Source organism: Bacillus sp. UNC322MFChir4.1 (assembly GCF_000746135.1).
In the GTDB taxonomy this organism is placed as follows: domain Bacteria; phylum Bacillota; class Bacilli; order Bacillales; family Bacillaceae_G; genus Bacillus_A.
This window is the reverse complement of sequence record NZ_JQKQ01000035.1, coordinates 14614-39537: the sequence shown is the minus strand read 5'-3', so window position 1 is coordinate 39537 and position 24924 is coordinate 14614. Positions and strand designations below refer to the sequence as shown.

The 24924-nt window shown below is 36.2% G+C and carries 25 protein-coding genes; 21 read left to right on the top strand and 4 right to left on the bottom strand.

The window, feature by feature from the left end; genetic code table 11:
* Window positions 1-4 precede the first annotated feature (4 nt).
* The 3 genes from yaaA to dnaA form a co-directional block, all read right to left on the bottom strand.
* Window positions 5-217, bottom strand: a complete 213-nt coding sequence (gene yaaA / locus BR72_RS14080; protein ID WP_035433842.1) for a S4 domain-containing protein YaaA — start codon at window positions 215-217, stop codon at window positions 5-7.
* A 127-nt stretch (window positions 218-344) separates the two neighbouring features.
* The gene (gene dnaN / locus BR72_RS14075; RefSeq protein ID WP_035433830.1) at window positions 345-1490 is read right to left on the bottom strand and encodes a DNA polymerase III subunit beta; all 1146 of its coding nucleotides are present in this window, start codon (window positions 1488-1490) and stop codon (window positions 345-347) included.
* A gap of 187 nt (window positions 1491-1677) precedes the next feature.
* The gene (gene dnaA, locus BR72_RS14070) at window positions 1678-3021 is read right to left on the bottom strand and encodes a chromosomal replication initiator protein DnaA (protein ID WP_035433827.1); all 1344 of its coding nucleotides are present in this window, start codon (window positions 3019-3021) and stop codon (window positions 1678-1680) included.
* A gap of 561 nt (window positions 3022-3582) precedes the next feature.
* On the opposite strand from dnaA, the gene rpmH reads away from it, so the two are divergent.
* From rpmH to BR72_RS14020, 10 genes are all read left to right on the top strand, one after another.
* On the top strand, window positions 3583-3717 hold the full coding sequence (gene rpmH / locus BR72_RS14065; protein WP_000831901.1) for a 50S ribosomal protein L34: 135 nt from the start codon (window positions 3583-3585) through the stop codon (window positions 3715-3717).
* Between the two features lie 78 nt (window positions 3718-3795).
* Window positions 3796-4161: a ribonuclease P protein component gene (gene rnpA / locus BR72_RS14060; protein WP_035433825.1), complete on the top strand. Its 366-nt coding sequence runs from the start codon at window positions 3796-3798 to the stop codon at window positions 4159-4161.
* A 39-nt stretch (window positions 4162-4200) separates the two neighbouring features.
* A complete protein-coding gene (spoIIIJ, locus tag BR72_RS14055) occupies window positions 4201-4968 on the top strand; it encodes a YidC family membrane integrase SpoIIIJ (RefSeq protein ID WP_035433823.1) in 768 nt (255 codons plus the stop codon).
* Complete coding sequence (jag, locus tag BR72_RS14050) at window positions 4965-5582, top strand: RNA-binding cell elongation regulator Jag/EloR (protein ID WP_035433821.1); 618 nt, start codon at window positions 4965-4967, stop codon at window positions 5580-5582. Before spoIIIJ ends, jag begins: the two co-directional genes overlap by 4 nt.
* Before the next feature lie 471 nt (window positions 5583-6053).
* The gene (gene mnmE, locus BR72_RS14045; RefSeq protein WP_035433819.1) at window positions 6054-7430 is read left to right on the top strand and encodes a tRNA uridine-5-carboxymethylaminomethyl(34) synthesis GTPase MnmE; all 1377 of its coding nucleotides are present in this window, start codon (window positions 6054-6056) and stop codon (window positions 7428-7430) included.
* 19 nt (window positions 7431-7449) lie between these two features.
* Complete coding sequence (gene mnmG / locus BR72_RS14040) at window positions 7450-9339, top strand: tRNA uridine-5-carboxymethylaminomethyl(34) synthesis enzyme MnmG (protein WP_035433817.1); 1890 nt, start codon at window positions 7450-7452, stop codon at window positions 9337-9339.
* A 21-nt stretch (window positions 9340-9360) separates the two neighbouring features.
* Window positions 9361-10080 (top strand): 16S rRNA (guanine(527)-N(7))-methyltransferase RsmG, encoded by a 720-nt coding sequence (gene rsmG / locus BR72_RS14035; protein ID WP_035433815.1) that lies wholly within the window; start codon window positions 9361-9363, stop codon window positions 10078-10080.
* Between the two features lie 388 nt (window positions 10081-10468).
* Entirely contained in the window at window positions 10469-11317 is an 849-nt protein-coding gene (gene noc, locus BR72_RS14030; protein ID WP_035433813.1) for a nucleoid occlusion protein, read from the top strand.
* A gap of 483 nt (window positions 11318-11800) precedes the next feature.
* Window positions 11801-12562 carry a sporulation initiation inhibitor protein Soj gene (gene soj / locus BR72_RS14025; RefSeq protein ID WP_035433811.1) on the top strand — a complete coding sequence of 254 codons (762 nt, stop codon included), beginning with the start codon at window positions 11801-11803 and terminating at the stop codon, window positions 12560-12562.
* Window positions 12555-13403, top strand: coding sequence for a ParB/RepB/Spo0J family partition protein (locus BR72_RS14020; RefSeq protein ID WP_177206959.1), 849 nt, complete (start codon window positions 12555-12557; stop codon window positions 13401-13403). The genes soj and BR72_RS14020 overlap by 8 nt, the downstream gene beginning before the upstream one ends.
* Before the next feature lie 21 nt (window positions 13404-13424).
* Here BR72_RS14020 and yyaC read toward each other — a convergent pair whose 3' ends face one another.
* Window positions 13425-14021: a spore protease YyaC gene (gene yyaC / locus BR72_RS14015; protein WP_035433807.1), complete on the bottom strand. Its 597-nt coding sequence runs from the start codon at window positions 14019-14021 to the stop codon at window positions 13425-13427.
* Between the two features lie 588 nt (window positions 14022-14609).
* Here yyaC and BR72_RS14010 point away from each other — a divergent pair.
* From BR72_RS14010 to BR72_RS13960, 11 genes are all read left to right on the top strand, one after another.
* Window positions 14610-15491, top strand: a complete 882-nt coding sequence (locus tag BR72_RS14010) for a mechanosensitive ion channel family protein (protein WP_035433805.1) — start codon at window positions 14610-14612, stop codon at window positions 15489-15491.
* A gap of 20 nt (window positions 15492-15511) precedes the next feature.
* Window positions 15512-15709 (top strand): DUF951 domain-containing protein, encoded by a 198-nt coding sequence (locus BR72_RS14005; protein WP_035433803.1) that lies wholly within the window; start codon window positions 15512-15514, stop codon window positions 15707-15709.
* A gap of 219 nt (window positions 15710-15928) precedes the next feature.
* Window positions 15929-17029 (top strand): redox-regulated ATPase YchF, encoded by a 1101-nt coding sequence (gene ychF / locus BR72_RS14000; RefSeq protein WP_035433801.1) that lies wholly within the window; start codon window positions 15929-15931, stop codon window positions 17027-17029.
* A gap of 190 nt (window positions 17030-17219) precedes the next feature.
* Complete coding sequence (gene rpsF, locus BR72_RS13995) at window positions 17220-17507, top strand: 30S ribosomal protein S6 (RefSeq protein ID WP_035433799.1); 288 nt, start codon at window positions 17220-17222, stop codon at window positions 17505-17507.
* 30 nt (window positions 17508-17537) lie between these two features.
* The gene (gene ssb / locus BR72_RS13990) at window positions 17538-18047 is read left to right on the top strand and encodes a single-stranded DNA-binding protein (RefSeq protein ID WP_035433797.1); all 510 of its coding nucleotides are present in this window, start codon (window positions 17538-17540) and stop codon (window positions 18045-18047) included.
* A 44-nt stretch (window positions 18048-18091) separates the two neighbouring features.
* Window positions 18092-18328 (top strand): 30S ribosomal protein S18, encoded by a 237-nt coding sequence (rpsR, locus tag BR72_RS13985; protein WP_020059677.1) that lies wholly within the window; start codon window positions 18092-18094, stop codon window positions 18326-18328.
* 108 nt (window positions 18329-18436) lie between these two features.
* On the top strand, window positions 18437-19375 hold the full coding sequence (locus BR72_RS13980; protein ID WP_035433794.1) for a YybS family protein: 939 nt from the start codon (window positions 18437-18439) through the stop codon (window positions 19373-19375).
* Between the two features lie 213 nt (window positions 19376-19588).
* The gene (locus tag BR72_RS13975) at window positions 19589-21562 is read left to right on the top strand and encodes a DHH family phosphoesterase (RefSeq protein ID WP_035433792.1); all 1974 of its coding nucleotides are present in this window, start codon (window positions 19589-19591) and stop codon (window positions 21560-21562) included.
* Window positions 21559-22005: a 50S ribosomal protein L9 gene (gene rplI / locus BR72_RS13970; protein WP_035433790.1), complete on the top strand. Its 447-nt coding sequence runs from the start codon at window positions 21559-21561 to the stop codon at window positions 22003-22005. The genes BR72_RS13975 and rplI overlap by 4 nt, the downstream gene beginning before the upstream one ends.
* 27 nt (window positions 22006-22032) lie before the next feature.
* Window positions 22033-23385, top strand: a complete 1353-nt coding sequence (gene dnaB / locus BR72_RS13965; RefSeq protein WP_035433788.1) for a replicative DNA helicase — start codon at window positions 22033-22035, stop codon at window positions 23383-23385.
* A gap of 220 nt (window positions 23386-23605) precedes the next feature.
* A complete protein-coding gene (locus BR72_RS13960; protein WP_035433787.1) occupies window positions 23606-24895 on the top strand; it encodes an adenylosuccinate synthase in 1290 nt (429 codons plus the stop codon).
* Window positions 24896-24924: the final 29 nt, after the last annotated feature.

Genomic DNA, 24924 nt, shown 5'->3' with positions numbered 1-24924 from the left:
CCCTTTATCCTTGAACTTGAAATGTTCCGATCTCCGGAATTTCAACAATATCATTTGTATATAATTTTCGGCCTCGTCGATTTTCAAGTTCTTTATTTACATACACTTCATACTCTTGTAAAAACCACTTTACCGCTCCGCCTGTATCAATCACGTCAGCCAGTTTTAAAAATTGTCCTAATGTAATATATTCTGTCGAAATTTGAATACGTTTCATCATAAATCGCTCACTTTCTAAAAGTGTTCATTCTTTCATTGTACTAAATAAACAAGCATTAGGAAAGTAATAGCGAGAAATCAAAAGGGTTACCAGTAAATCCACACTAGTAACCCTCACCATAATTTTAGTACGTACGTACCGGTAAAATTAGTTGAATAATGGAATCATCGTTCACAGTACGAATTAAAAATGGTCTCATCGCACCAGTAAAACTAACTTTGATTTCTGTACTATCCAATGCTTTTAATGCATCCATCATATATTTTGCACTAAACGAAATTTTTAACTCTTCCCCAGTAAATTGCTCACATTGAACTTCTTCTACTACTTTTCCGATTTCTGGAGAATTCGATGAAATTTCCAACATTTCATTTTCTAAAGTTGATAATTTCACAACATTATTACGTCCATCTCTCGCTAATAACGACGCTCGATCAATCGCTTGTAAAAATTCTTTTGTATTTACAAAAATATCTGTTTTGCTATCAGGCGGAATAAGTCTTGTAGTGTCCGGGTAGCTGCCTTCTAATAGTCTAGAGAAAAATAACAAATGTTTTGTACGGAATAAAACTTGATACTCCGTTACAACAATATCTACCATCTCTTCTGATTCATCAAGAATCTTACTTAATTCATTTAAACTTTTTCCTGGAATCACAACATTAGCTTGAAACTCATTTGCAATCGTTTGTCCTGCAATTTTTGCTTTACGAAGTGCTAAACGATGACTATCTGTTGCAATGCAAGTCAACTCGCTGTTATATATCTTCCAGTTTACACCTGTCAAGATCGGACGTGTTTCTGATGTAGATACAGCAAATACAGTTTGACGAATCATGTGCTTTAAAAGATCTGTTGGGATTTGAAATACATGATGTTCTTCAATCTGTGGTAATAATGGATACTCAGCTGAATCTAAACCATTTAGATTAAACTCAGATTTTCCAGATTTTATTTTTGTCATAAAATGACTTTCTACAGAAATTTCAACTGTATCTTTCGGTAATTTTTTTACAATTTCACTGAAATATTTTGCTTGTAAAACAATACTTCCAGATTGTTTTACTTCTACAATTTCTTTCCCATCTTCTTCGACTGGGATAAAAGATTCAATGGATATATCTGCGTCACTACCTGTTAATGTAACACCTTCTTCATTTGCTACAATTTTGATCCCTGTAAGAATTGGAATTGTTGTACGAGAGGAAACAGCTTTCATTACATCTTGTACACTTCTGACAAGGTAGTCTTTTTGAATTGAAAAATGCATATCGAAAACCTCCGGTAAGTATAAAATTGAGTTTATTTAATAATAATAAAAAATTAGTAGTAATAGTAATAGGGCTTGTGGATATGTGGATAACTTAATAAAAAGACGGAAAAACAGTCTATCTACATGTGGATAGACTGTGTGTAAAACAAGAATAGTTATTCACGTTGTTCACATTATTTAATTATTACTTTAAAATATCGCGAATTTCTTCCAGTTGTCTTTGTAATTGTGTATCTGTTTTTAACAACTTTGAAATTTTTTCATGGGCATGAATGACTGTAGTATGATCACGTCCGCCGAACTCTTCACCGATTTTTGGTAAAGAGGAATCCGTTAATTCACGAGACAGATACATTGCAATTTGACGAGGGAAAGCGACAGATTTTGTGCGCTTTTTTGCTTTAAAGTCTTCCAATTTCACTTGGAAAATATCCCCTACAGCCTTCTGAATGTCATAAATTGAAATAATTTTTGGCTTTGAATTTGGAATAATATGTTTTAGTGCTTCAGCAGCTAAATCCGCATTAATATCCTTATTAATTAAAGAGGAGTACGCTACAACACGAATTAGGGCACCTTCTAATTCACGAATGTTAGAGTCGATTTGATTAGCGATATAAAGCATAACTTCATTCGGGATATCAAGCCCCTCAGCTTTTGCTTTCTTACGTAAAATCGCAATCCTTGTTTCTAAATCTGGAGGAGTAATATCTGTAATAAGTCCCCATTCAAAACGTGAGCGTAAGCGATCTTCTAATGTTGGAATTTCTTTTGGTGGACGATCACTTGAAATTACAATTTGTTTACTTTCTTCGTGTAATGCATTAAACGTATGGAAGAATTCTTCTTGCGTCTGTTCTTTTCCAGCAAGAAATTGAATATCATCGATAAGCAGAACATCGACGTTTCGATATTTATTGCGAAAATCAACTGCTTTATTATCACGAATAGAATTAATAAACTCATTTGTAAATTTTTCAGATGATAGATAAACGACTTTTGCGTTTGGATTGTGTTCGATGACATAATGACCAATCGCATGCATTAAATGCGTCTTTCCTAGTCCTACTCCCCCGTAAATAAATAAGGGATTGTATGCTTTAGCGGGCGCCTCCGCCACAGCTAAAGAAGCAGCATGGGCAAAACGATTGCCAGAACCGATTACAAAGGTATCAAATATATATTTAGGATTAAGCATACTTTGTGGGAAATGATTAGGCTCACCATGCATTGTTTTATTCTTTTGAACAGGAGGATAGTCAAATTCCTCTTCTGTTTGACTTTGTGGAATGATAAAGCGAATTGTAAGTTCCGCTCCCATTAAATGAATAATTGTTTCTGAAATAAGATCAGAATAATGGGATTCCAACCAATCACGTGCAAATTCATTCGGCGCAGTAATTGTTAAAACGTCCTTTTTTAAAGAATACGCTTTTGTAGACTTAAGCCACGTTTCATAACTAGGCTTACTTACTTTCTTTTCTAATTCTTTTAAGGTGCTATTCCATAAATCCGAAATATTTTCCAAAGGTGTCCCTCCTTTACAAAAGACGATGATACAACAGGGTGTTTAATATTTGTATAACGCAAGCGAAAAACGCTGTATATTTATACGAAACACTTTTTAAAAGAAAAAAGCATTTAAAATCCGAAATAGAGTTTTCGACAAAAAAACACGTTGTGGAAAACTTTTTATGCACATGTGATTATACATGTCCACAAGTTATGCACACTTTGTGGATAAATAATAATTGTTAAAAACTTGTTCAAGGTGAAAACACAACTATAATATCAAAAAAAGATAGCAATAGCAATGTAATTCGGAAAGTTATCCACAAAATCAATACCTTGTGGAATAAACTTGTCCACAGTACGATATACTGTGTGAAAACAAAAAAATATTTGTGGATAGAAAAAAGTGGCGAAAAAAATTATCCACAACAAATGGAATACGCTGTGAACAACCTTGTGAATAGAGAGAAAATGAATATTTTATGAAAATTTCTAGAGGCATTGACATTTTCCTAACAAATTAACTATAATTTATAGGACTGTCTTTAACAGTTATTCCTCAGGGAGGTGTCATATAATGAAAAGAACTTATCAACCAAATAAACGTAAGCGCAGCAAAGTACATGGTTTCCGTAGCCGTATGAGCACAGCGAACGGACGTAAAGTTCTAGCAGCTCGTCGTCGTAAAGGTAGAAAAGTATTATCTGCGTAGGCCACTGATCGTTCAGTGGTCTTTTTTTCTAGTAATTATGAATTTTCCACTGGCGAAATACAGGAGTGTTCAATTGATATGAAGAAAAAGAATCGTGTAAAGAAGAATGAGGAATTTCAAGCTGTTTTTCAAAATGGAAAATCAAATGCCAATCGTCAATTTGTTATCTATCAGTTAGAGAAGCCTGATCAACCGTATTTTCGAATTGGTCTTTCCGTTAGTAAAAAAATAGGAAATGCAGTTATGCGTAATCGCATTAAGCGTATGATCCGTCAGGCTTTTACAGAATTAAAAGATGAGATAGATTCTGGGAAAGATTTTGTTATAATAGCAAGGAAGCCTTGTTCAGACATGGACTATGAACAATTAAAGAAAAGCTTAATTCATGCTCTGCAACGCTCGGGAGTAAAACGGGCAAAAAATGGCGGAAAAAGAGGAAAATGAATTACACAATATACATACCGAAACAAGGAGGAGCAGGCTGTGAAAAAAAAGATAGGCTTACTAGTTATGCTTATTGTTGTTATGGCAATTGCCGCTGGCTGTAATCAAACAAATCAGCCGATTACACCGCAAAGTACAGGGATTTGGAATGAATATTTCGTATATCCACTTTCTCAGTTAATCACGTATTTTGCAACCATATTTGGCAATAACTATGGTTTAGCGATTGTTGTTACAACTCTTATCATTCGTTTTGCGTTATTACCATTAATGATTAAGCAAACGAAGAGCACGAAAGCGATGCAAGTATTACAACCTGAAATGGCAAAATTAAAAGAGAAATATAGCTCTAAAGACCAAGCAACTCAACAAAAGTTGCAACAAGAAATGATGCAATTGTATCAAAAGCATGGCATCAATCCATTAGCAGGTTGTTTACCAATATTTATTCAAATGCCAATTTTATTTGCATTTTATCATGCAATTATCAGAACGGCAGAAATCAAACAACATAGTTTTTTATGGTTTGATTTAGGTCATGCTGATCCATATTATATTCTTCCAATCGTTGCAGCGATCACAACGTTTATTCAACAAAAGCTAGCAATGGCTGGTACTGCGGGGCAAAATCCACAAATGGCAATGATGCTTTGGCTTATGCCTATCATGATTTTGGTTTTCGCAATTAACTTCCCAGCTGCATTATCTCTTTACTGGGTAGTAGGTAACATCTTTGGTATTGCTCAAACATATTTGATCAAAGGGCCGGATCTTAAGGCTAGTAAGGCAGGAGGATCAAGTAAGTGAGTATGATTACTGCTAAAGGACAAACCGTCGAACTGGCAGTGCAATTTGCATTAGAACAATTACAAGTACCAAGAGATAAAGTTGAGATACATGTCATTGATGAAGGAAAAAAAGCTTTTCTTGGGTTTATTGGAGGACGACCTGCTATTGTAGAGGTCATTGTAACAAAAGATCCTGTAGAAGAAGCAGAACTTTATTTGAAAAGTATCATAAAAGCAATGGATGTTGATGTAACTGTTGAAACAGATGTAAAAGGGCGTGAGATTCATTTTACGCTTTCTGGTAGTGATATTGGTGTATTAATTGGAAAAAGAGGTAATATATTAAATTCTTTACAATATGTAACAAAACTTGTTGCAAATCGTAGTACGAAACAATATATCGGTGTAACAATTGACGCTGAAAATTATCGTGATAAACGAAAAAACACGTTAGAATCGCTTGCGCTTCGGTTAGCAAAGCAAGTGGGCAACACCAAAAAAAGGGTTGTGTTAGAACCGATGCCTTCTTTTGAAAGAAAAATTATACATCAAGCACTTTCGAATCATCCATATGTGATTACAACGTCTGAAGGTAAAGAACCACATCGACATGTTGTTGTATCTCCGAAATAACATGAAACACCCATCTTGAGGAATTGATTCTAGATGGGTGGCTAGTTGAATCAATCAAACTTTTACGGGCAGTTTATCTCCCACCTAACTTCTTAAGAAAAGTGGAAGTGGCTCGTCCAGAATGTTAGGAAGAGGCGAAGCCACCGAACATTCTAGCCACTAGAACTGGACAATGCTTTCACCAAAATTTGAGGTGGGAATATTACTGCCCGCGAATAGCGGGATAAACCGGTAACTCGTTTGAGTGCCGGTTTTTTACTGGATAAAATATGAAGACAGAGAAATGATCTGTGGATAAAAAAATCGCACTAAACTTATCCACTGTGCATAAGTTTAGTGCGATTTAGGTGAGGACATAATAAAATAAGTTATTATTCTTTTTTACGAAGTTTCGTTATGGTATCCTAATAATTTAGTGAAAGAAAAAATCGTGTTGAAATATAGAGAAATAAGCAAGTGAGGTGAAAGAACATGGAATTTGATACAATTGCTGCGATTTCCACAGCTCTTGGGGAAGGTGCAATTGCCATTGTTCGAGTAAGTGGAGATGATGCGGTAGAAAAGGTAAACCGTATTTTTAAAGGAAAAGATTTAACGACAGTTCCATCTCATACAATTCAGTATGGGCATATTGTGGATTTAGATACAAATAAAGTGATTGAAGAAGTTATGGTTTCGATTATGCGGGCACCAAAGACATTTACGCGTGAGGATATTGTTGAGGTAAATTGTCATGGTGGCCTTGTTTCTGTAAATAAAGTATTACAGCTTATTTTATCACAAGGTGTTCGCTTGGCAGAGCCTGGAGAATTTACAAAGCGTGCTTTTTTAAATGGGCGTATTGACTTATCGCAAGCAGAAGCGGTTATGGATTTAATTCGTGCTAAAACAGATCGTGCAATGAATGTTGCGATTAATCAAATGGAAGGCCGATTATCAAAATTAATTGGTCGTTTGCGACAAGAGATTTTAGAAACGTTAGCTCATGTTGAAGTGAACATTGATTATCCGGAATACGATGACGTAGAAGAAATGACGCATGGTGTTTTAATTGAGAAGGCGACTTATGTTAAGTCAGAAATTGAAAAGTTGTTACAAACTTCAAAGCAAGGGAAGATTTTGCGCGAAGGAATTGCAACGGCTATTATTGGAAGACCGAATGTTGGAAAGTCATCGCTATTAAATAGCCTTGTACAGGAAAAGAAGGCAATTGTAACAGATATAGCAGGAACAACTCGAGATGTTATTGAAGAATATGTGAACGTGCGCGGTGTACCGCTTAAATTGATTGATACAGCTGGTATTCGTGAGACAGATGATATTGTAGAACAAATTGGTGTCGAACGCTCAAAAGAGATGATGAATAAAGCAGATTTAGTTCTTCTTGTTGTAAATTATAGCGAAGCGTTAACAAGTGAGGATGAAGAGTTATTCCGAGCGGTACAAGGAAAAGACTTTATCGTCATTGTAAATAAAACAGATTTACCGCAGCAAATTGACATGGAGTACGTTGGAAAATTGGCGGGTTCAGCTCGTGTTATTACAACAGCTTTACTTGAAGAGAAAGGTGTAGATGAGCTAGAACGGGCAATTGCCGATCTCTTCTTTGAAGGAGCAATTGAAGCGACTGATATGACATATGTATCGAATGCTCGTCACATTGGTTTATTAACACAAGCAGAAAAGACGATTGGTGATGCAATTGCGGCTATTCACAGCGGCGTGCCAATTGATATGGTACAGATTGATTTAACAAGAACATGGGAAATACTCGGTGAAATTACGGGAGACACTGTACACGAAAGCTTAATCGATCAGTTATTCTCTCAATTTTGTTTAGGAAAGTAATTGTAAGGAGGAATGGAAAGTGGGATACAATGCTGGTTCTTATGATGTGATTGTAATCGGTGCAGGCCATGCAGGATGTGAAGCTGGTTTGGCAGCAGCTCGTATGGGAGCAAAAACATTAATGTTAACAATTAACTTAGATATGGTCGCATTTATGCCGTGTAACCCTTCAGTTGGTGGACCTGCAAAAGGAATTGTTGTTCGTGAAATTGATGCACTTGGCGGCGAGATGGGAAGAAATATTGATAAAACGCATATTCAAATGCGTATGTTAAACACTGGGAAAGGTCCAGCAGTACGTGCACTTCGTGCCCAAGCAGATAAATTTGCGTATCAGCATGAATTGAAAAAAACAATCGAAGAAACGCCAAATTTAACATTGTGTCAAGCAATGGTTGAACGCTTAGTTGTGGAAGATGGTGTATGTAAAGGCGTTGTTACACAAACTGGAGGAGAATATACAGCGAAAACAGTTGTTATTACAACTGGTACGTTTTTACGCGGTGAAATTATTGTTGGGAATTTAAAATATTCAAGCGGTCCAAATAATCAACAACCATCTGTGAAATTATCGGAGCATTTAGAAGAGCTTGGGTTTGAACTAGTTCGTTTTAAAACGGGTACGCCTCCGCGTGTAGATAGTCGTACAATTGATTATAGCAAAACAGAAATTCAGCCAGGTGATGATATACCGCGTTCATTCTCTTTTGAAACAACAAAGTTCATCATGGATCAAATTCCATGCTGGTTAACATACACAAGTGAAGAAACGCATCGTTTAATCGATGGAAACTTACATCGTTCTGCTATGTATTCGGGCATGATCAAAGGAACAGGCCCACGATACTGTCCTTCTATTGAAGATAAGGTTGTTCGTTTCCACGATAAGCCGCGTCATCAAATTTTCTTAGAGCCAGAAGGTCGCAATACACAAGAAGTATACGTACAAGGTTTATCAACAAGTTTACCAGAAGATGTACAACGTGAGATGTTAAAGACCATTCCTGGCCTAGAGAACGTAGAAATGATGCGCACAGGATATGCAATTGAATATGATGCAATTGTACCAACGCAGCTTTGGCCAACACTTGAAACAAAGAAAATACAAAATTTATATACAGCGGGTCAAATTAATGGAACTTCTGGTTATGAAGAAGCGGCAGGGCAAGGTTTAATGGCCGGTATTAATGCTGCGTGTCGTTCATTAGGTAAAAAAGAAGTGATTTTAAATCGTTCAGATGCATACATTGGTGTTTTAATCGATGATTTAGTTACAAAAGGTACAAATGAGCCATATCGCTTGTTAACGTCCCGTGCAGAATATCGATTATTATTACGTCATGACAATGCGGACCTGCGTTTAACAGAGACTGGGCATGAAATTGGGTTGATTCCAGAAGAACGATATGAACGTTTTACAGCAAAGAAAGAGAAAATTGAAAAAGAAAAAGAACGTTTAGCAAGTATTATTATTAAGCCGCGTCCTGAAGTACAAGAACTTATCCGCGGAGCTGGCGGAAGTGAACTAAAGGATGGTATACGTGCGAGTGATTTATTACGCCGTCCAGAAATGACATATGAGCATATCCATCTTCTTGCTCCAAGTGAAGTAGAAGTTAGTGATGAAGTAGCAGAGCAAGTTGAGATCCAGCTTAAATATGAAGGATATATTGAAAAATCTTTACAACAAGTAGAACGTATGAAACGTATGGAAAGCAAAAAGATTCCGGTTGATATTGATTATGATGCAATTTCTGGAATAGCTTCTGAAGCACGTCAAAAATTAAAAGATGTCCGTCCGCTATCTATGGGGCAAGCATCTCGTATTTCTGGGGTAAATCCAGCTGATATTTCCATTTTACTTGTGTATATAGAACAAGGAAAAATTGCACGAGTATCGAACCAATAAATAGTCAGGAGATATAGCGAGATGAATATAGAACAATTTCAATCTATGCTAGTGGAAAGAGGGATTACTCTTTCTGCTAGGCAGTTAGAACAATTTGAAATCTATTTTGAAACATTAGTTGAATGGAATGAAAAAATGAACTTAACTGCAATTACAGAGAAAGAAGATGTGTATTTAAAACACTTTTTTGATTCTATTACAGCTGCTTTTTATTATGATTTTTCAAAACCATTTTCTATTTGTGATGTTGGCGCAGGGGCAGGGTTCCCGAGTATTCCATTAAAAATATGTTTTCCAAATTTAAAAATTACAATTGTCGATTCTTTGCAAAAGCGTATTACGTTTTTAAATCATTTAGCAACAAAATTAGAATTACAAGACGTAGCGTTTTGTCATGATCGTGCAGAAACATTTGGACAAAAAGAAGGAGTACGTGAATCTTTTGATATTGTAATGGCACGCGCTGTTGCTCGCCTTTCTGTCTTAAGTGAATTGTGCCTACCGCTTGTGAAAGTAGGAGGAACATTTATTGCAATGAAAGGTGCAGCTGCAAACGAAGAAATTGAAAATGGTAAGTATGCTCTGCAAGTGCTTGGTGGGGAATTAAAAGAGATGTCTACGTTCCAATTACCATTCGAGGAAAGCGAACGTAACATTTTATTGATTGATAAAAAGAGAAAAACGCCAAAGAAATATCCGCGTAAGCCAGGAACACCGAATAAATTACCTATTGAAAAATAAATCTTATTAGACGTAAGATTAAGTTATATATCAGTAAGCTTGTTTATTAGCACTGATGCTTAGTTGAACGAATCGAGCTTTTACAGGCAGTTATCCACCACCTATCTTTTTAGATTTCTTACAATATTGAGGCGTGGGCTTACTGCCCGTTAGAGCGAAAGAAATAAAGGGAAACTTTGATTAGTAGGGAAGCTGAACCTCTTACTAATCGCTAGTTCAACAAATTGGGCTTTTGTGGACAGTTTATTTTTACCTGCCTAACTTTATGTATGAGGAAATTTTGAGATGGGGATATTACTGTCCGTTACTGTGGAATAAGAACGTAAATGTTTCACATGAAACATTTTTGTATAGAGTATTCAATAGGATTCAAGGTGGTGGAATATGTATGAAAAACACATTTTCTCGTTTATTTGGCTTTGGAGATAAAGAGGCTGAATTAGCACTACAAGAAGAAAGCCATGAAGAAATCAAACAAATTTCGTTAGCAAATATCGTTCCTAATCGCTATCAGCCACGGACAATTTTTGATGATGCGCGTATTGAAGAGCTTGCTCTTACAATTCATACACATGGATTAATTCAACCAATTGTTGTTCGGCAGTATGGCGAGGGAAAATATGAGATTATTGCTGGTGAAAGACGTTTTCGAGCTGCTACAAAATTAGGTTGGGAAACTGTTCCGGCTATTATAAAAAATTTGAACGATACTGAGACTGCTTCTGTTGCTTTAATTGAAAACTTGCAACGAGAGGAACTTACAGCAATTGAAGAAGCTGTTGCTTATCAAAAGTTAATTGAATTACATAATTTAACGCAAGAAGCATTAGCACAGCGACTAGGTAAAGGACAATCTACAATTGCGAACAAGTTGAGACTATTAAAATTACCTGAAGAAATTAAACAAGCTCTATTAGAGAAGAGTATTACAGAACGTCATGCTCGTGCTCTTATTCCACTTAAAAATAAAGAGATTCAATTAACAATTTTACAAGAAATCATTGAAAAGCAATTGAATGTGAAGCAAACAGAAGATAGAATTGCTAAATTGTTAGAAGAAACGAAGCCGAAACGAAAAGCAAAACAAAAAGCGGTAAGTCGCGATATGCGTATTGCAATGAATACGATTCGTCAATCTTTACAAATGGTTGCGAATAGTGGTTTAAATGTAAATTCAGAAGAAGAAGAATTTGATGAATACTATCAAATTACAATTAAAATTCCAAAGAAGAAGTAAGAAAATAGAAAGACCTCAAACCGTCGGTAGAGGTCTTTTTGTTTTGTCATGCATTAAAAACTAGTAACTCTATGAAAAAAGGCAGAAAAGCAATTTTTTAAATGGTCAGGGGGGACTGGTTATGTATAGGAGCGGTCAGGACCTTTTCTTGCCACGCGCAAAGTTTTAAAACAAAGAAAGGAAGCAAGGTATAAGTCCATTTTTATCCCACTATTCGTGGGCAGTAAAGGCTGGAGAAGAGCAGGGAAGAAAGCTGCTGGCATGCGCCCGATTGGGTGGGCTAACCATCAGTGGGGAATAAAGCATCCCATTGATGGAGGTTTCACTGTATAAGTACTATATTTTCTTTTAAAATTAAGAAGGAGTTTGTAAATAAATTTTGAAGTTTAATATACAGAAGAATAAAGAAGCATGATTATTTCATGTTAAAATGAAAGTAATCATTTGCAGAAAAAGATATAAAGGTTGAAAGTAGGTGACATCATGGGAAAAATCATTGCCATTGCTAATCAAAAAGGTGGAGTTGGAAAGACAACAACATCGGTAAATTTAGGAGCTGGATTGGCGCAAGTAGGAAAAAAAGTACTTCTTGTTGATATTGATGCACAAGGGAATGCAACGACAGGAGTCGGAATTGAAAAATCAGAGTTAAATGAATGTATTTACAATGTGCTTGTAGAAGACATGGATGTTCGTGTAGTTATACAGCGAACAAAAACTGAGAATTTAGATGTACTCCCTGCTACCATTCAACTAGCAGGAGCCGAGATAGAACTTGTACCGACAATTTCCCGGGAAGTTCGCCTGCAGCGTGCGCTGCAGCCAATTCGTGATGAATATGATTATATTATTATTGATTGTCCCCCATCTTTAGGTTTATTAACCATTAATGCATTAACTGCTGCAGATTCTGTTATTATTCCTGTTCAATGTGAATACTACGCCCTAGAGGGGTTAAGTCAATTATTAAATACAGTTCGTCTTGTACAAAAGCATTTAAACAAAAATTTAGCAATTCAAGGTGTTTTACTAACAATGCTAGATGCTCGTACAAATTTAGGACTACAAGTAATTGATGAAGTGAAGAAATACTTCCGAGATAAAGTATATAGATCTATTATTCCGCGTAATGTACGTTTAAGTGAAGCACCGAGTCATGGAAAACCAATTATGATGTATGATGCTAAGTCAAGGGGGGCAGAAGTGTATTTAGATTTAGCAAAGGAAGTGATTGCAGGTGGCTAAAGGACTAGGAAGAGGAATTAATGCGTTTTTTCCAGATTTAGATGTGAAAGAGGGAGAAACAATTCAAGAATTGCAGATAAATCAATTGCGTCCTAACCCGTATCAGCCGCGTAAATATTTTCATAATGAAGCAATTCAAGAATTAGCGTTATCTATTAAAGAACATGGAATTTTACAACCTCTTATCGTTCGGAAAAGTATTAAGGGGTATGAAATCGTTGCAGGAGAACGGAGATTTCGTGCTGCAAAAGAAGCAGATCTTAAAACAGTTCCTGCCGTGGTTCGAGAGTTAAATGATCAACAAATGATGGAGTTTGCGTTACTAGAGAATTTGCAACGCGAAGATTTATCGCCAATTGAAGAAGCATTAGCTTATCAAATGCTCATGGAGGAGCTTAAGATAACACAAGAACAGTTAGCAAAGCGGCTTGGAAAAAGCAGACCGCATATTGCAAACCACATTCGTTTACTTACCCTCCCACCTTTCGTACAAGATATGATTGCCAATGGAAGTATTTCTATGGGACATGGACGAACACTACTTGCATTAAAAGATAAAACAAAAATCAATAATTTATTGCAACGAATTAAAGAAGAAGGGTTAAATGTCCGTCAGTTGGAACAAATTATTCAGCAAATGAATGAGTATGTTTCACGTGAAACAAAGAGACAAAAACCACAAAAAAATATCTTCTTTGAGGAACAAGAGACGGTGTTGCGAGATCGATTTGGAACATCCGTGAAAATTAAGGAAACAAAACAAGAAAAAGGAAAAATCGAAATTCAATTTTTCAATAAAGATGACTTGCAACGTATTTTAGAACTTTTAGCGGGAGAATGATAAAAAATAAACCATCTTCAGTTATAGATGGTTTATTTTTTTCATTACCGCAATTTTTTTATCAGTTTCAATAATACTTTCTGCAATGCCGGTAGCCATTTTCATAACAAGATTTAGTCTTGTATTTTGTAGGACAAAAAACTCCATAAATCCATTTAAATTTACAATACCATGAATATGCATATCACCAATTGAGGGAAGGTTTTTATTCATAGCTGCTCCAGGTTTACTAGGACCTGTTCCAACTGTAATTGAACCAATATTTTGTGATTTCCCTAGACAAGCATCAATCGCAATAATAAAGGGATTCATAAATGATTTGTGTATTTCTGTAATTGTTTCTTCCAAGTTTAAAGCATGGACGGGTGATTCTAGTGTCCCGTATAAATGAAAATTTTGGATGTTATAATCCTGTAGTTTTGAGCCGACAAGGGGCCCTAATGCATCACCAGTTGAGCGATCTGTTCCAATACACAGTATGATAAGTGGAGAGTTTTGTTCGATTGGGAGATGAGAAAGTAGAAAACTACTAATTGTTTGATTGCAATTTACATCATGATACATAATCTGTTGCGAATCTTTTTCAAAAAAAGGTAAACGAAAACTTCCAATATTCACGAAGCATCCATCCTTTAATAGAATTTAGTATATTTCATATAAAGTTTAACTAACCATCAGTTATATCTCCCACCTGTCTTCTTTAGAAAAGCGGAAGTGGCTCGCTCAGAATCGCAGGACGCCCACACCAAAGGCAGAGAGGTACTTTTTGTCTCATCCGAGGGGGCGAAACGACCGAAGAATCTAGCCGCTAGAGCTGGACACCGTTTTCTCAAAATCTTGAGATGGGAGTCTTACTGCTCTAAAGTAGCGGGATAAATTTGATTTTTGCAGATTACATATTTCTCTTAAGATAAGAACTATTTTGCTGTTCGTTTAGAGGAAACTTCATTTTCTTATGGGATAAGAGTGTTTTAAAAGATATGAGCAGAAGAGGAGGGCACTCTTGTATATAGATTTATAAAGTATAAAAAGGATGAAGCGTATCATGTATTCTGTAGAATACTAGTACTAGTATATAAAAAAATGTGTGATTTTATACCTCATGGAATGCGAAAATAAAAGTGTTATGAGAGAACTTTTTTCGTAAAATATAGGAGAAATTCTGTTACAATGAATAATGAATATAAGATAGAAAGGTAGGTCGCGATGAAAGGAATTCACGACTTATATACAGACTTTACAAATTGGTTATTAAATGCAGGATTATGGGAGAATATCGGTCTCGGTTTACTGAAAATCATACTTATTTTTATTATTTCGAGTGTAGTTATTCGACTTGGCAGAGTGATTATCCGGAATGCTTTCAAAATGAAGGCCAAATCGCCGATTCAAATTTCTGAAAGACGAACGATGACAGTAGCAAAATTATTAGAAAACATTTTAACATATGTTATCTTTTTTATTGTAATAATTGCGCTGTTAGGTGTATTTGGAATTGATACAAAAGGATTATTAGCTGGTGCAGGGGTTGTTGGTTTGGCGGTTGGTTTTGGTGCACAAAACTTAGTCAAAGACGTTATTACTGGATTCTTTATTTTATTAGAGGATCAATTTTCAGTAGGGGACTATGTACGCTTAGGGCAATTTGAAGGAGTTATTCAAGAAATTGGCCTGCGAACAACAAAAATGAAGAAATGGACAGGAGAAATTCATATTATTCCAAATGGAAGTATTAAGGAAGTAACAAATTTCTCTGTTAGTAATAGCGTTGCCTTTGTAGATGTAGCTATTTCATATGAAAGTGATATTGAACATGCAGAACAAGTTCTTGAAACATTGTTAGATGAATTACCAACAAGGTATGAGCAAATGGTTGATCGTCCGCAATTATTAGGTATACAGAGTTTAGCGGCATCAGAGGTTGTTTTGAGGGTTACAGCTGAAGTAGAACCGATGCAACATTTTGTAGTAGCGAGAGCGCTACGCAAAGAAATTAAAAATCGTCTTGATTTACATGGGATTGAAATTCCGTATCCACGTATGGTTCTATATAACCGTGAAGAACTGATGAATGAGACAGTAAATTAGTGGTGAGAGGAGTTTAGAGAATGGAGCAAAGAGAATATAACTTGCATGACATAGTGGAAATGAAGAAAGCTCATCCATGTGGTGAAAATCGTTGGAAGATTATCCGTATGGGAATGGACATCCGTATTAAGTGCGAGGGGTGTAACCATTCGGTATTAATTCCTCGAAGAGATTTTGATCGTAAGGTGAAGAAAATACTTGTAAAACATGAAGAATAGATGAAATAAGAAACAGTGGCATTGTTGCTGCTGTTTTTTATTAGCAATTAATGGGCAGGAAGATTCCCGCTTCAAATTTGTAGGAAATCCGCAGAGGATAGAAGGGGAGAAATTGTCTGTAAAAGACTATTTGCTTCACTTGATAAATTTGGATGAAGCTTGTCATTTTATTCGTTACTATCTATAATGATGGAAGATTGAGTCATAGGAGTGAATGATATGGGATTAACGGCTGGTATCGTTGGATTACCGAACGTAGGTAAGTCAACATTATTTAATGCAATTACACAAGCAGGTGCAGAATCTGCGAACTACCCATTCTGTACAATAGATCCAAACGTTGGAATCGTAGAAGTTCCAGATCACCGTTTAAATAAATTAACTGAGCTTGTAGAACCGAAGAAAACTGTACCAACTGTCTTTGAATTTACAGATATCGCAGGTATTGTAAAAGGTGCGAGTAAAGGGGAAGGATTAGGAAATAAATTCTTATCTCATATTCGTCAAGTAGATGCAATTTGCCAAGTGGTTCGTTGCTTTGAAGATGAGAATATTACGCACGTAGCAGGAAAAGTAGATCCAATTGCAGATATTGAAACAATTAATTTAGAGCTTATTTTAGCGGATTTAGAATCTGTTGATAAGCGTCTGGAACGCGTTACAAAATTAGCGAAACAAAAAGATAAAGATGCTGTATTTGAACATGAAATTTTAGTTCGCTTAAAAGAAGCATTTGAAGAGGGAAATCCGGCTCGTACAGTTGAATTTACTGAAGAGCAAATGAAAGTAGTAAAAGGTCTTCACTTATTAACAGTAAAAGAAATGCTGTATGTAGCAAACGTTTCTGAAGACGATATAATCGACCCATCTGGAAATGAATATGTACAAATTGTAAAAGAGTTTGCTGCGAAGGAAAACTCACAAGTAATTGTTGTTTGTGCAAAAATTGAATCAGAAATTGCAGAATTAGATGAACAAGAGAAAAAGGTTTTCCTTGAAGAGCTAGGTATTGAAGAGTCTGGTCTCGATCAATTAATTCGTGCAGCTTATGATTTATTAGGACTGGCTACTTACTTTACAGCTGGGGTACAAGAAGTTCGTGCTTGGACATTCAAAAAGGGAATGAAAGCACCACAATGTGCTGGAATCATTCATACGGATTTTGAACGTGGATTTATTCGCGCAGAAACAGTATCTTATGATGATTTAGTAGGAAATGGCTCTATGACAGCTGCTAAAGAAGCTGGAAAAGTACGTTTAGAAGGAAAAGAATACATTATGAAAGACGGAGATGTTGTACACTTCCGCTTTAATGTATAATTTTTTATTTCCTAGGAAAAAATAAAGTATCTAACTTGGCAAATTCATTGAGTTTGCCAAGTTTTTTATGTTTTCGTGAGTTGATTCCTCTAACTTACTATGATATAATCTAAACTCGTGAGTAATTACTATAAATTAATTGCTCCTTGCCCAATATGGGCCGTTTAGACCAAAAGGAGGTGAAAGTGTAATGAAAAAGTACGAAATCATGTACATCATTCGTCCAAACATGGAAGAAGAAGCTCAAAAAGCTTTAGTTGAGCGCTTTGCAGGCGTTTTAACTGAAAATGGTGCAGAAATCATTAACACAAAAGATTGGGGTAAGCGTCGTTTAGCTTACGAAATCAACGACTTACGTGAAGGTTTCTACATGATCTTAAACGTAAATTCTAACTCAGAAGCAGTTAAAGAATTCGATCGTTTAGCTAAGATCAATGAAAACATCATTCGTCACATCGTTGTTAAAGATGAAGAATAATAATTAAGATATATAGGGAGAGTGGTTCGATTGATGAATCGCGTTTTACTCGTTGGTCGTTTAACTAAAGACCCTGATTTACGTTACACGCCAAACGGTGTTGCAGTAGCTACTTTTTCATTAGCTGTTAATCGCACATATACTAATCAGCAAGGTGAGCGTGAAGCTGACTTTATTAACTGTGTTATATGGCGTAAGCAAGCAGAAAATGTAGCGAACTTCTTGAAAAAAGGTAGTTTAGCAGGCGTAGATGGTCGTCTTCAAACTCGTAATTATGAGGGACAAGATGGAAAACGTGTATATGTAACAGAAGTGGTTGCAGAGAACGTACAATTTTTAGAGCCACGCAGTAGCGCTGGTGAACAACGTGGTTCATTTAATCCGCAACCATCGGGAGCAGGATTCGGAAATCAAGGCTCCCAAAACCCATTTGGTCAATCTGGTAACAATGGCAATAATGCCGGGTTTACTAGAAATGACGATCCATTTGCAAATGTAGGTCAACCGATTGATATTTCAGACGATGACTTACCTTTCTAATGGTATAGACCGGATATTTTAACATGAAATGGAGGGAAATGGACATGGCAGGAGGACGCAAAGGTGGACGTGCGAAACGTCGTAAAGTATGTTTCTTTACATCTAACGGCATCACTCGCATCGACTATAAAGATGTTGATTTATTAAAACGCTTTGTTTCTGAGCGTGGTAAAATTTTACCACGTCGTGTAACAGGTACTAGCGCAAAATACCAACGCAAATTAACAGTTGCAATTAAACGTGCTCGTCAAATGGCACTTTTACCATATGTTGGTGAATAATAACGTATGAAATGCACAGTAGAGTATTACTCTACTGTGCATTTTGCTATTCTCTTCTTTTTGTTAACTATGATAGAAGTTTTACTTTATAGAAAGAGGGTGTGGAGAATGAAGCGCACACGACTCATTACAGAAGGAGCGGTATTACTTGCTTTATATGCTATTTTGCTTCTTGCTTCTCTGTATATGCCCGTTTTAGGGGCTATATTTATATTTGTATTGCCGTTACCATTTCTTATTTTTACGATAAGATATCAGTTAAGTAGTGCTTGTATGCTACTCGGGGCAGCGATTCTTGTAACGCTTATTGTGAGTTCGCCTCTTAGTATTGCGAATACACTTATGTTCGGAGTAACAGGTGTTATATTAGGACATATGTATAAAAAGAAAAAAAGTGTTATTGAAATTTTATTGGTCGGAACACTTGTATATCTTGTAAGTTTTGTATTGCTGTATATTGTTAGCGTGCAGTTCTTTAATGTAGATATTGTGAAACAGATGCAAGATATGTTCAAACAATCGATGGAACAAAGCGAGAAGTTTATGAAAATGGCGGGTGCATCTGTAAATGAAGGGCAGCTAGCTGAATTGAAAAAAGCGGTTAATACAATTGGGATGCTTTTACCAACTGTACTTGCTATGGCTTCGCTATTCTCTTCTTGGATTACTATTCTAATTGCCAATCGTGTTTTAAAACGATTAAAGTACACGGCGGCATCTTGGCCTAAATTTCGTGATATACAAATTCCAAAGAGCATTGTTTGGTTGTATGTCGTGATTATTTTGCTTGCTTCTTTTGCAAAAATAGAGGCAGGGTCATATGTAGAAATGGTGTTCTTAAATTTATCAACAATTTTTACCTTTTTGCTGTTGTTTCAAGGCTTTTCGTTCCTTGCTTTTTTTACACATGCAAAAGGATATACTAAAGCTATTCTGATCTTAACTTTTGTTGTAGGGTTGTTTGTTCCAGTTTTGTTTCCTCTTATGACAATCTTAGGTATAATTGATTTAGGCTTTTCGTTACGATTGAAAATACAGATGAAATAAGTATGTGAAATATAAACCTTTTTGTAACGAAGCATAGAAATTGAAGCTTTTATCCTACGTTTAATGGAACGATTAGACTCTGTAAGCGAGGAATAAGTGTGTTGACCCGATTAAATATCGGTAGAGGATAAACTGCCGATTGGTTCAACTAATCATCAGTGGGTAGGCAGAAAAGTTCCCTGATGGAAGTTTCACTTTATAGGAGTTGTATATATGCCTGAATTTTATAAGAAACAGCGGTTTTTGTATCCTGTTTATGTATTGGCGTTTTTAACATTTTTACTCATTACGATTCTCGTTTATTTTCATTGGATGACCGGGATGATTTCCTTTGTTGTTTTTTGTATTGTCTTCTTTTTCGTTATTAAATTTGAACTTGCATTTCAAAGAAGCGTTGAAAAGTATACAAATGATACGATTACAAGGGTAAAAAAGGTAAGTAATGAGGCTTTCAATCAAATGCCGATTGGAATTTTACTATATAATAAGGATTATGGAATCGACTGGGCAAATCCATATCTATCTTCTTGTTTAGGACAACATGCGTTAGCTGGATGGCACTTGTATGATTTATCAGAAGCCTTACTTTTATTTACAAAAGGGGAAACAGCTAATGATATTGTGTCTTTAAACAATCGGAAATTTCGTGTGTTTGCGAGGAAAGAAGAGAAGTTAATTTATTTCTTTGATGTCACAGAGCAAACAGAAATTGAGAAAATGTATGAAGATCAAAGAACGGTACTTGCTGTTATCTATTTAGATAACTATGATGAAGTAACGCAAGGGTTAGATGATCAATTGCGTACAAATATTACAAGTCACGTTACATCTTTACTAAATGAATGGGCTGTGAAGCATGGTGCGTATTTGAAACGTGCTTCATCTGAACGATATTTTGTTGTGTTAAATGAAAGTATTTTAACACAAATGGAGAAAGGGAAATTTGATATTTTAGATCAAGTGCGTGAAGAAACGTCTAAACGAAATATTCCCCTTACTCTTAGTATTGGTGTTGGTTCTGGTGATTTGTCCCTGGTAGAACTTGGATCTATGGCGCAATCTGGTCTCGATTTAGCACTTGGCCGAGGTGGAGACCAAGTGGCTATTAAACAAGCAACAGGGAAAGTGAAGTTTTATGGTGGGAAGACGAATCCCGTAGAAAAACGTACTCGTGTACGTGCACGTGTAATTTCTCACGCTTTAAAAGATCTTGTGTTAGAAAGTAGCAATATCATTATTATGGGGCACCGAGCACCGGATATGGATGCAATTGGAGCTGCAATTGGGATTTTAAAAGTAACACAGTTGAATGAGCGAGAAGGATATATCGTGTTAGATGAAAATGATTCTGATAAAGGAATTAAGCGTTTAATGGATGAAGTTAAGCAGCATGAGGAGTTATGGTCTCGCTTTATTACGCCGCAGCAGGCTCTTGAATTTGCGAATGATGATTCACTTCTTGTTGTAGTAGATACGCATAAACCATCTATGGTTATGGAAAAAAGGTTGCTTGATAAGATTGAAAATGTTGTGGTGATTGATCATCATCGCCGCGGTGAGGATTTCATTGAAGATCCGTTGCTTGTCTATATGGAGCCATATGCATCATCTACAGCAGAACTTGTAACAGAGTTGTTGGAGTATCAGCCTAAGCGTTTGAAAATGAATATGTTAGAGGCAACGGCTTTACTGGCAGGTATTATCGTGGATACGAAGAGTTTTACATTCCGTACCGGAGCACGTACGTTTGATGCAGCTTCATATCTTCGTTCTCACGGCGCAGATACTATATTGGTACAAAAGTTATTAAAAGAAGATATGGCCCATTATTTACAAATTGCAAAAACAATTCGAAATGCGTACATTTATAAAAACGGGATTGCAATTGCAAAGGTAGATGGTGATGGGGTTTATGATCAAGTATTAATTGCCCAATCGGCTGATACATTACTGACAATGACTGGAGTGATTGCCTCTTTCGTAATTGCACAGCGCGGTGAAAAGGTAATTGGGATTAGTGGACGCTCTTTAGGAGAAGTAAATGTACAGCTTATTATGGAAAATTTAGGCGGGGGCGGCCATTTAACAAATGCCGCAACGCAAATACAAGACATATCGATTGATGAAGCAGAAGCAAACTTAAAATCTATTATAAATGAGTATTTAGAGGGAGGAACACAATCATGAAAGTAATCTTTTTAAAAGATGTAAAAGGTAAAGGGAAAAAAGGGGAAATGAAAAACGTACCAGACGGTTATGCTAATAACTTTTTATTAAAACAAGGACTTGCAATTGAAGCGACAAATGCAAATATGAAGACATTAGATGCGAAAAAGCGTAAAGAAGAAAAAGATGCAGAATTAGAGCTTGAAAAATGCAAGGAATTAAAAGAAACGCTAGAAAAATTAACAGTAGAATTAAAAGCAAAATCAGGTGAGGGCGGCCGTTTATTTGGTTCTATTACAAGTAAACAAATTGTAGATAGCTTACAAAAAGCTCATAATATTAAACTTGATAAACGTAAATTTGAAATGGACGATGCAATTCGTGCATTAGGATATACGAACGTTACTGTGAAATTACATCCACAAGTAACAGCAACAGTAAAGGTTCATGTTACTGAACAATAAAGAAAAGATTGAAAAGGAGGATTGCGCATGAGTGATATGTTTGCTGATCGTACCCCTCCGCATAATATTGAGGCTGAACAAGCTGTATTAGGAGCCATTTTTCTTGATCAAGAAGCGTTAACATCAGCTTCGGAAATGCTAATGCCAGAAGACTTCTATCGAACGGCGCATCAAAAAATTTATCAAATGATGCTTGATCTTTCTGATAAAGGAGAGCCCATTGATTTAGTTACCGCAACAGCAGCACTTGCTGATCAAAACTTGTTAGAAGAAATTGGCGGTGTTTCTTATTTAGCTGAACTAGCGGAAGCTGTACCGACAGCTGCTAACGTAGAATATTATGCGCGCATTATCGCAGAAAAATCGATTTTGCGTCGGCTTATTCGGACAGCAACACATATTGTGTCGGATGGTTATGAACGAGAAGATGATGTAGAGAGTCTATTAAATGAAGCTGAGAAAAAAATATTAGAGGTATCTCAGCGTACGAATACAAAAGGTTTCCAAAATATTAAAGATGTTCTTGTAGCAGCTTACGATAAAATTGAATTACTGCATAATCAAAAAGGTGAAGTTACAGGAATTCCAACGGGTTTCACCGAGTTAGATCGTATGACAGCAGGTTTCCAGCGCAATGATTTAATTATTGTAGCGGCGCGTCCATCTGTAGGGAAAACAGCATTTTCTTTAAATATTGCTCAAAACGTTGCGACGAAAACGGACGAAAATGTTGCGATTTTTAGTTTAGAGATGGGGGCTGACCAGCTCGTTATGCGTATGCTTTGTGCAGAAGGGAATATTGATGCACAGCGTCTTCGTACAGGGACTTTAACTTCAGAAGACTGGGCGAAACTGACGATGGCTATGGGCAGTCTCTCAAATGCAGGTATTTTTATTGATGATACGCCAGGTATTCGTGTTAGTGAAATTCGGGCAAAATGTAGACGTTTAAAACAAGAACATGGTCTTGGAATGATTTTAATCGATTATTTGCAGCTTATTCAAGGTAGCGGGAAATCTGGTGAAAACCGTCAGCAAGAAGTATCGGAGATTTCTCGTACACTAAAAGGATTGGCGCGTGAACTAGAAGTTCCGGTTATTGCCTTATCGCAGCTTTCTCGTGGTGTAGAATCTCGTCAAGATAAGCGTCCGATGATGTCGGATATTCGTGAGTCAGGAAGTATTGAGCAAGATGCTGATATAGTAGCATTCTTATATCGTGAAGATTACTATGACCGAGAAACAGAAAATAAAAATACAATTGAAATTATTATTGCTAAGCAGCGTAATGGTCCAGTAGGTTCGGTTGAACTGGCGTTTGTAAAGGAGTTTAACAAATTCGTAAACTTAGAACGACGTTTTGAGGATGGGCATGCATAGCAAGCATAGCGAGAGTATAAAAAAGAAGCACATTTCTTATAATAAAATGTGTTTCTTTTTTTGTTTGTGAAATAATGTTTTCATGCGTAAAATGAAATTCTTACGAACAAAAAAGATAAAAGAGAAAAAAATGTTCGTTTTTAAATTGACTTCTCTTTGCATTTTGGTACAATTATATTGTTTGAAAAGTTCGTTTGAAAATTTCGGAGGTGCTTGAATAATGTCTTCAGTAGTAGTTGTAGGAACACAGTGGGGCGATGAAGGAAAAGGTAAAATTACTGATTTCCTTTCTGAACATGCAGAAGTAGTTGCGCGCTATCAAGGCGGAAATAACGCAGGACATACAATTGTTTTTAACGGTGTTAAATATAAATTGCACTTAATTCCATCTGGTATTTTCTATAAAGAAAAAGTTTGTGTTATCGGAAACGGTATGGTAGTAGATCCAAAAGCTTTGCTTGAGGAATTAAAATATTTACATGATCGCGGTGTAAGCACTGATAATTTACGTATTAGTAACCGTGCACATGTTATCTTACCTTATCACTTAAAGCAAGACGAGTTAGAAGAAGAGCGTAAAGGTGATAATAAAATTGGTACAACGAAAAAAGGTATCGGTCCTGCATACATGGACAAAGCTGCTCGTACAGGTATTCGTATGGCAGACCTTTTAGATCGTGAAGCATTTAAAGAAAAGCTTGAGCGTACTCTAGCAGAAAAAAATCGTTTGTTTGAAAAAATGTATGATGCAGAAGGATTTAGTGCAGAAGAAATTTTCGAAGAATATTTCGAATATGGTCAACGAATTGCACAATACGTATGTGATACGTCTGTTGTATTAAATGATGCATTAGATGAAGGACGCCGCGTATTATTTGAAGGTGCACAAGGTGTTATGCTTGATATTGATCAAGGTACGTACCCGTTCGTTACATCTTCTAACCCAGTTGCTGGTGGTGTAACAATTGGTTCTGGTGTAGGACCTTCTAAAATTAAACGCGTAGTAGGTGTATGTAAAGCATATACAAGCCGTGTAGGTGACGGTCCATTCCCAACTGAGCTTCATGATGAAGTTGGTAATCAAATTCGTGAAGTTGGTCGTGAATACGGTACAACAACAGGTCGTCCACGCCGTGTTGGTTGGTTTGATAGTGTTGTTGTAAGACATGCTCGTCGCGTTAGCGGTCTTACAGACTTGTCTTTAAACTCTATCGACGTATTAACAGGTATTCCAACTGTGAAAATTTGTATTGCATACAAATATAACGGTGAAGTTATTGACGAAGTTCCAGCAAACTTAAATATTTTAGCGAAATGTGAGCCAGTATACGAAGAGCTTCCAGGTTGGACAGAAGATATTACAGGCGTAAAAACACTAGCTGAACTTCCTGAAAATGCAAGACATTATGTAGAACGTGTGTCTCAATTAACAGGTATTCCGTTAGCTATGTTCTCTGTTGGTCCAGACCGTAGCCAAACAAATATTGTTCGTAACGTATACGGTATCTAATCTTGTTTTTTTCTTAAAAATACGATATA

Coding starts and splice junctions, on each gene's coding strand:
- yaaA (WP_035433842.1), bottom strand. CDS start 217: ATGAAACGTATTCAAATTTCGACAGAATATATTACATTAGGACAATTT.
- dnaN (WP_035433830.1), bottom strand. CDS start 1,490: ATGCATTTTTCAATTCAAAAAGACTACCTTGTCAGAAGTGTACAAGAT.
- rpmH (WP_000831901.1), top strand. CDS start 3,583: ATGAAAAGAACTTATCAACCAAATAAACGTAAGCGCAGCAAAGTACAT.
- rnpA (WP_035433825.1), top strand. CDS start 3,796: ATGAAGAAAAAGAATCGTGTAAAGAAGAATGAGGAATTTCAAGCTGTT.
- mnmE (WP_035433819.1), top strand. CDS start 6,054: ATGGAATTTGATACAATTGCTGCGATTTCCACAGCTCTTGGGGAAGGT.
- rsmG (WP_035433815.1), top strand. CDS start 9,361: ATGAATATAGAACAATTTCAATCTATGCTAGTGGAAAGAGGGATTACT.
- noc (WP_035433813.1), top strand. CDS start 10,469: ATGAAAAACACATTTTCTCGTTTATTTGGCTTTGGAGATAAAGAGGCT.
- soj (WP_035433811.1), top strand. CDS start 11,801: ATGGGAAAAATCATTGCCATTGCTAATCAAAAAGGTGGAGTTGGAAAG.
- BR72_RS14010 (WP_035433805.1), top strand. CDS start 14,610: ATGAAAGGAATTCACGACTTATATACAGACTTTACAAATTGGTTATTA.
- BR72_RS14005 (WP_035433803.1), top strand. CDS start 15,512: ATGGAGCAAAGAGAATATAACTTGCATGACATAGTGGAAATGAAGAAA.
- ychF (WP_035433801.1), top strand. CDS start 15,929: ATGGGATTAACGGCTGGTATCGTTGGATTACCGAACGTAGGTAAGTCA.
- rpsF (WP_035433799.1), top strand. CDS start 17,220: ATGAAAAAGTACGAAATCATGTACATCATTCGTCCAAACATGGAAGAA.
- rpsR (WP_020059677.1), top strand. CDS start 18,092: ATGGCAGGAGGACGCAAAGGTGGACGTGCGAAACGTCGTAAAGTATGT.
- BR72_RS13980 (WP_035433794.1), top strand. CDS start 18,437: ATGAAGCGCACACGACTCATTACAGAAGGAGCGGTATTACTTGCTTTA.
- BR72_RS13975 (WP_035433792.1), top strand. CDS start 19,589: ATGCCTGAATTTTATAAGAAACAGCGGTTTTTGTATCCTGTTTATGTA.
- rplI (WP_035433790.1), top strand. CDS start 21,559: ATGAAAGTAATCTTTTTAAAAGATGTAAAAGGTAAAGGGAAAAAAGGG.
- dnaB (WP_035433788.1), top strand. CDS start 22,033: ATGAGTGATATGTTTGCTGATCGTACCCCTCCGCATAATATTGAGGCT.
- BR72_RS13960 (WP_035433787.1), top strand. CDS start 23,606: ATGTCTTCAGTAGTAGTTGTAGGAACACAGTGGGGCGATGAAGGAAAA.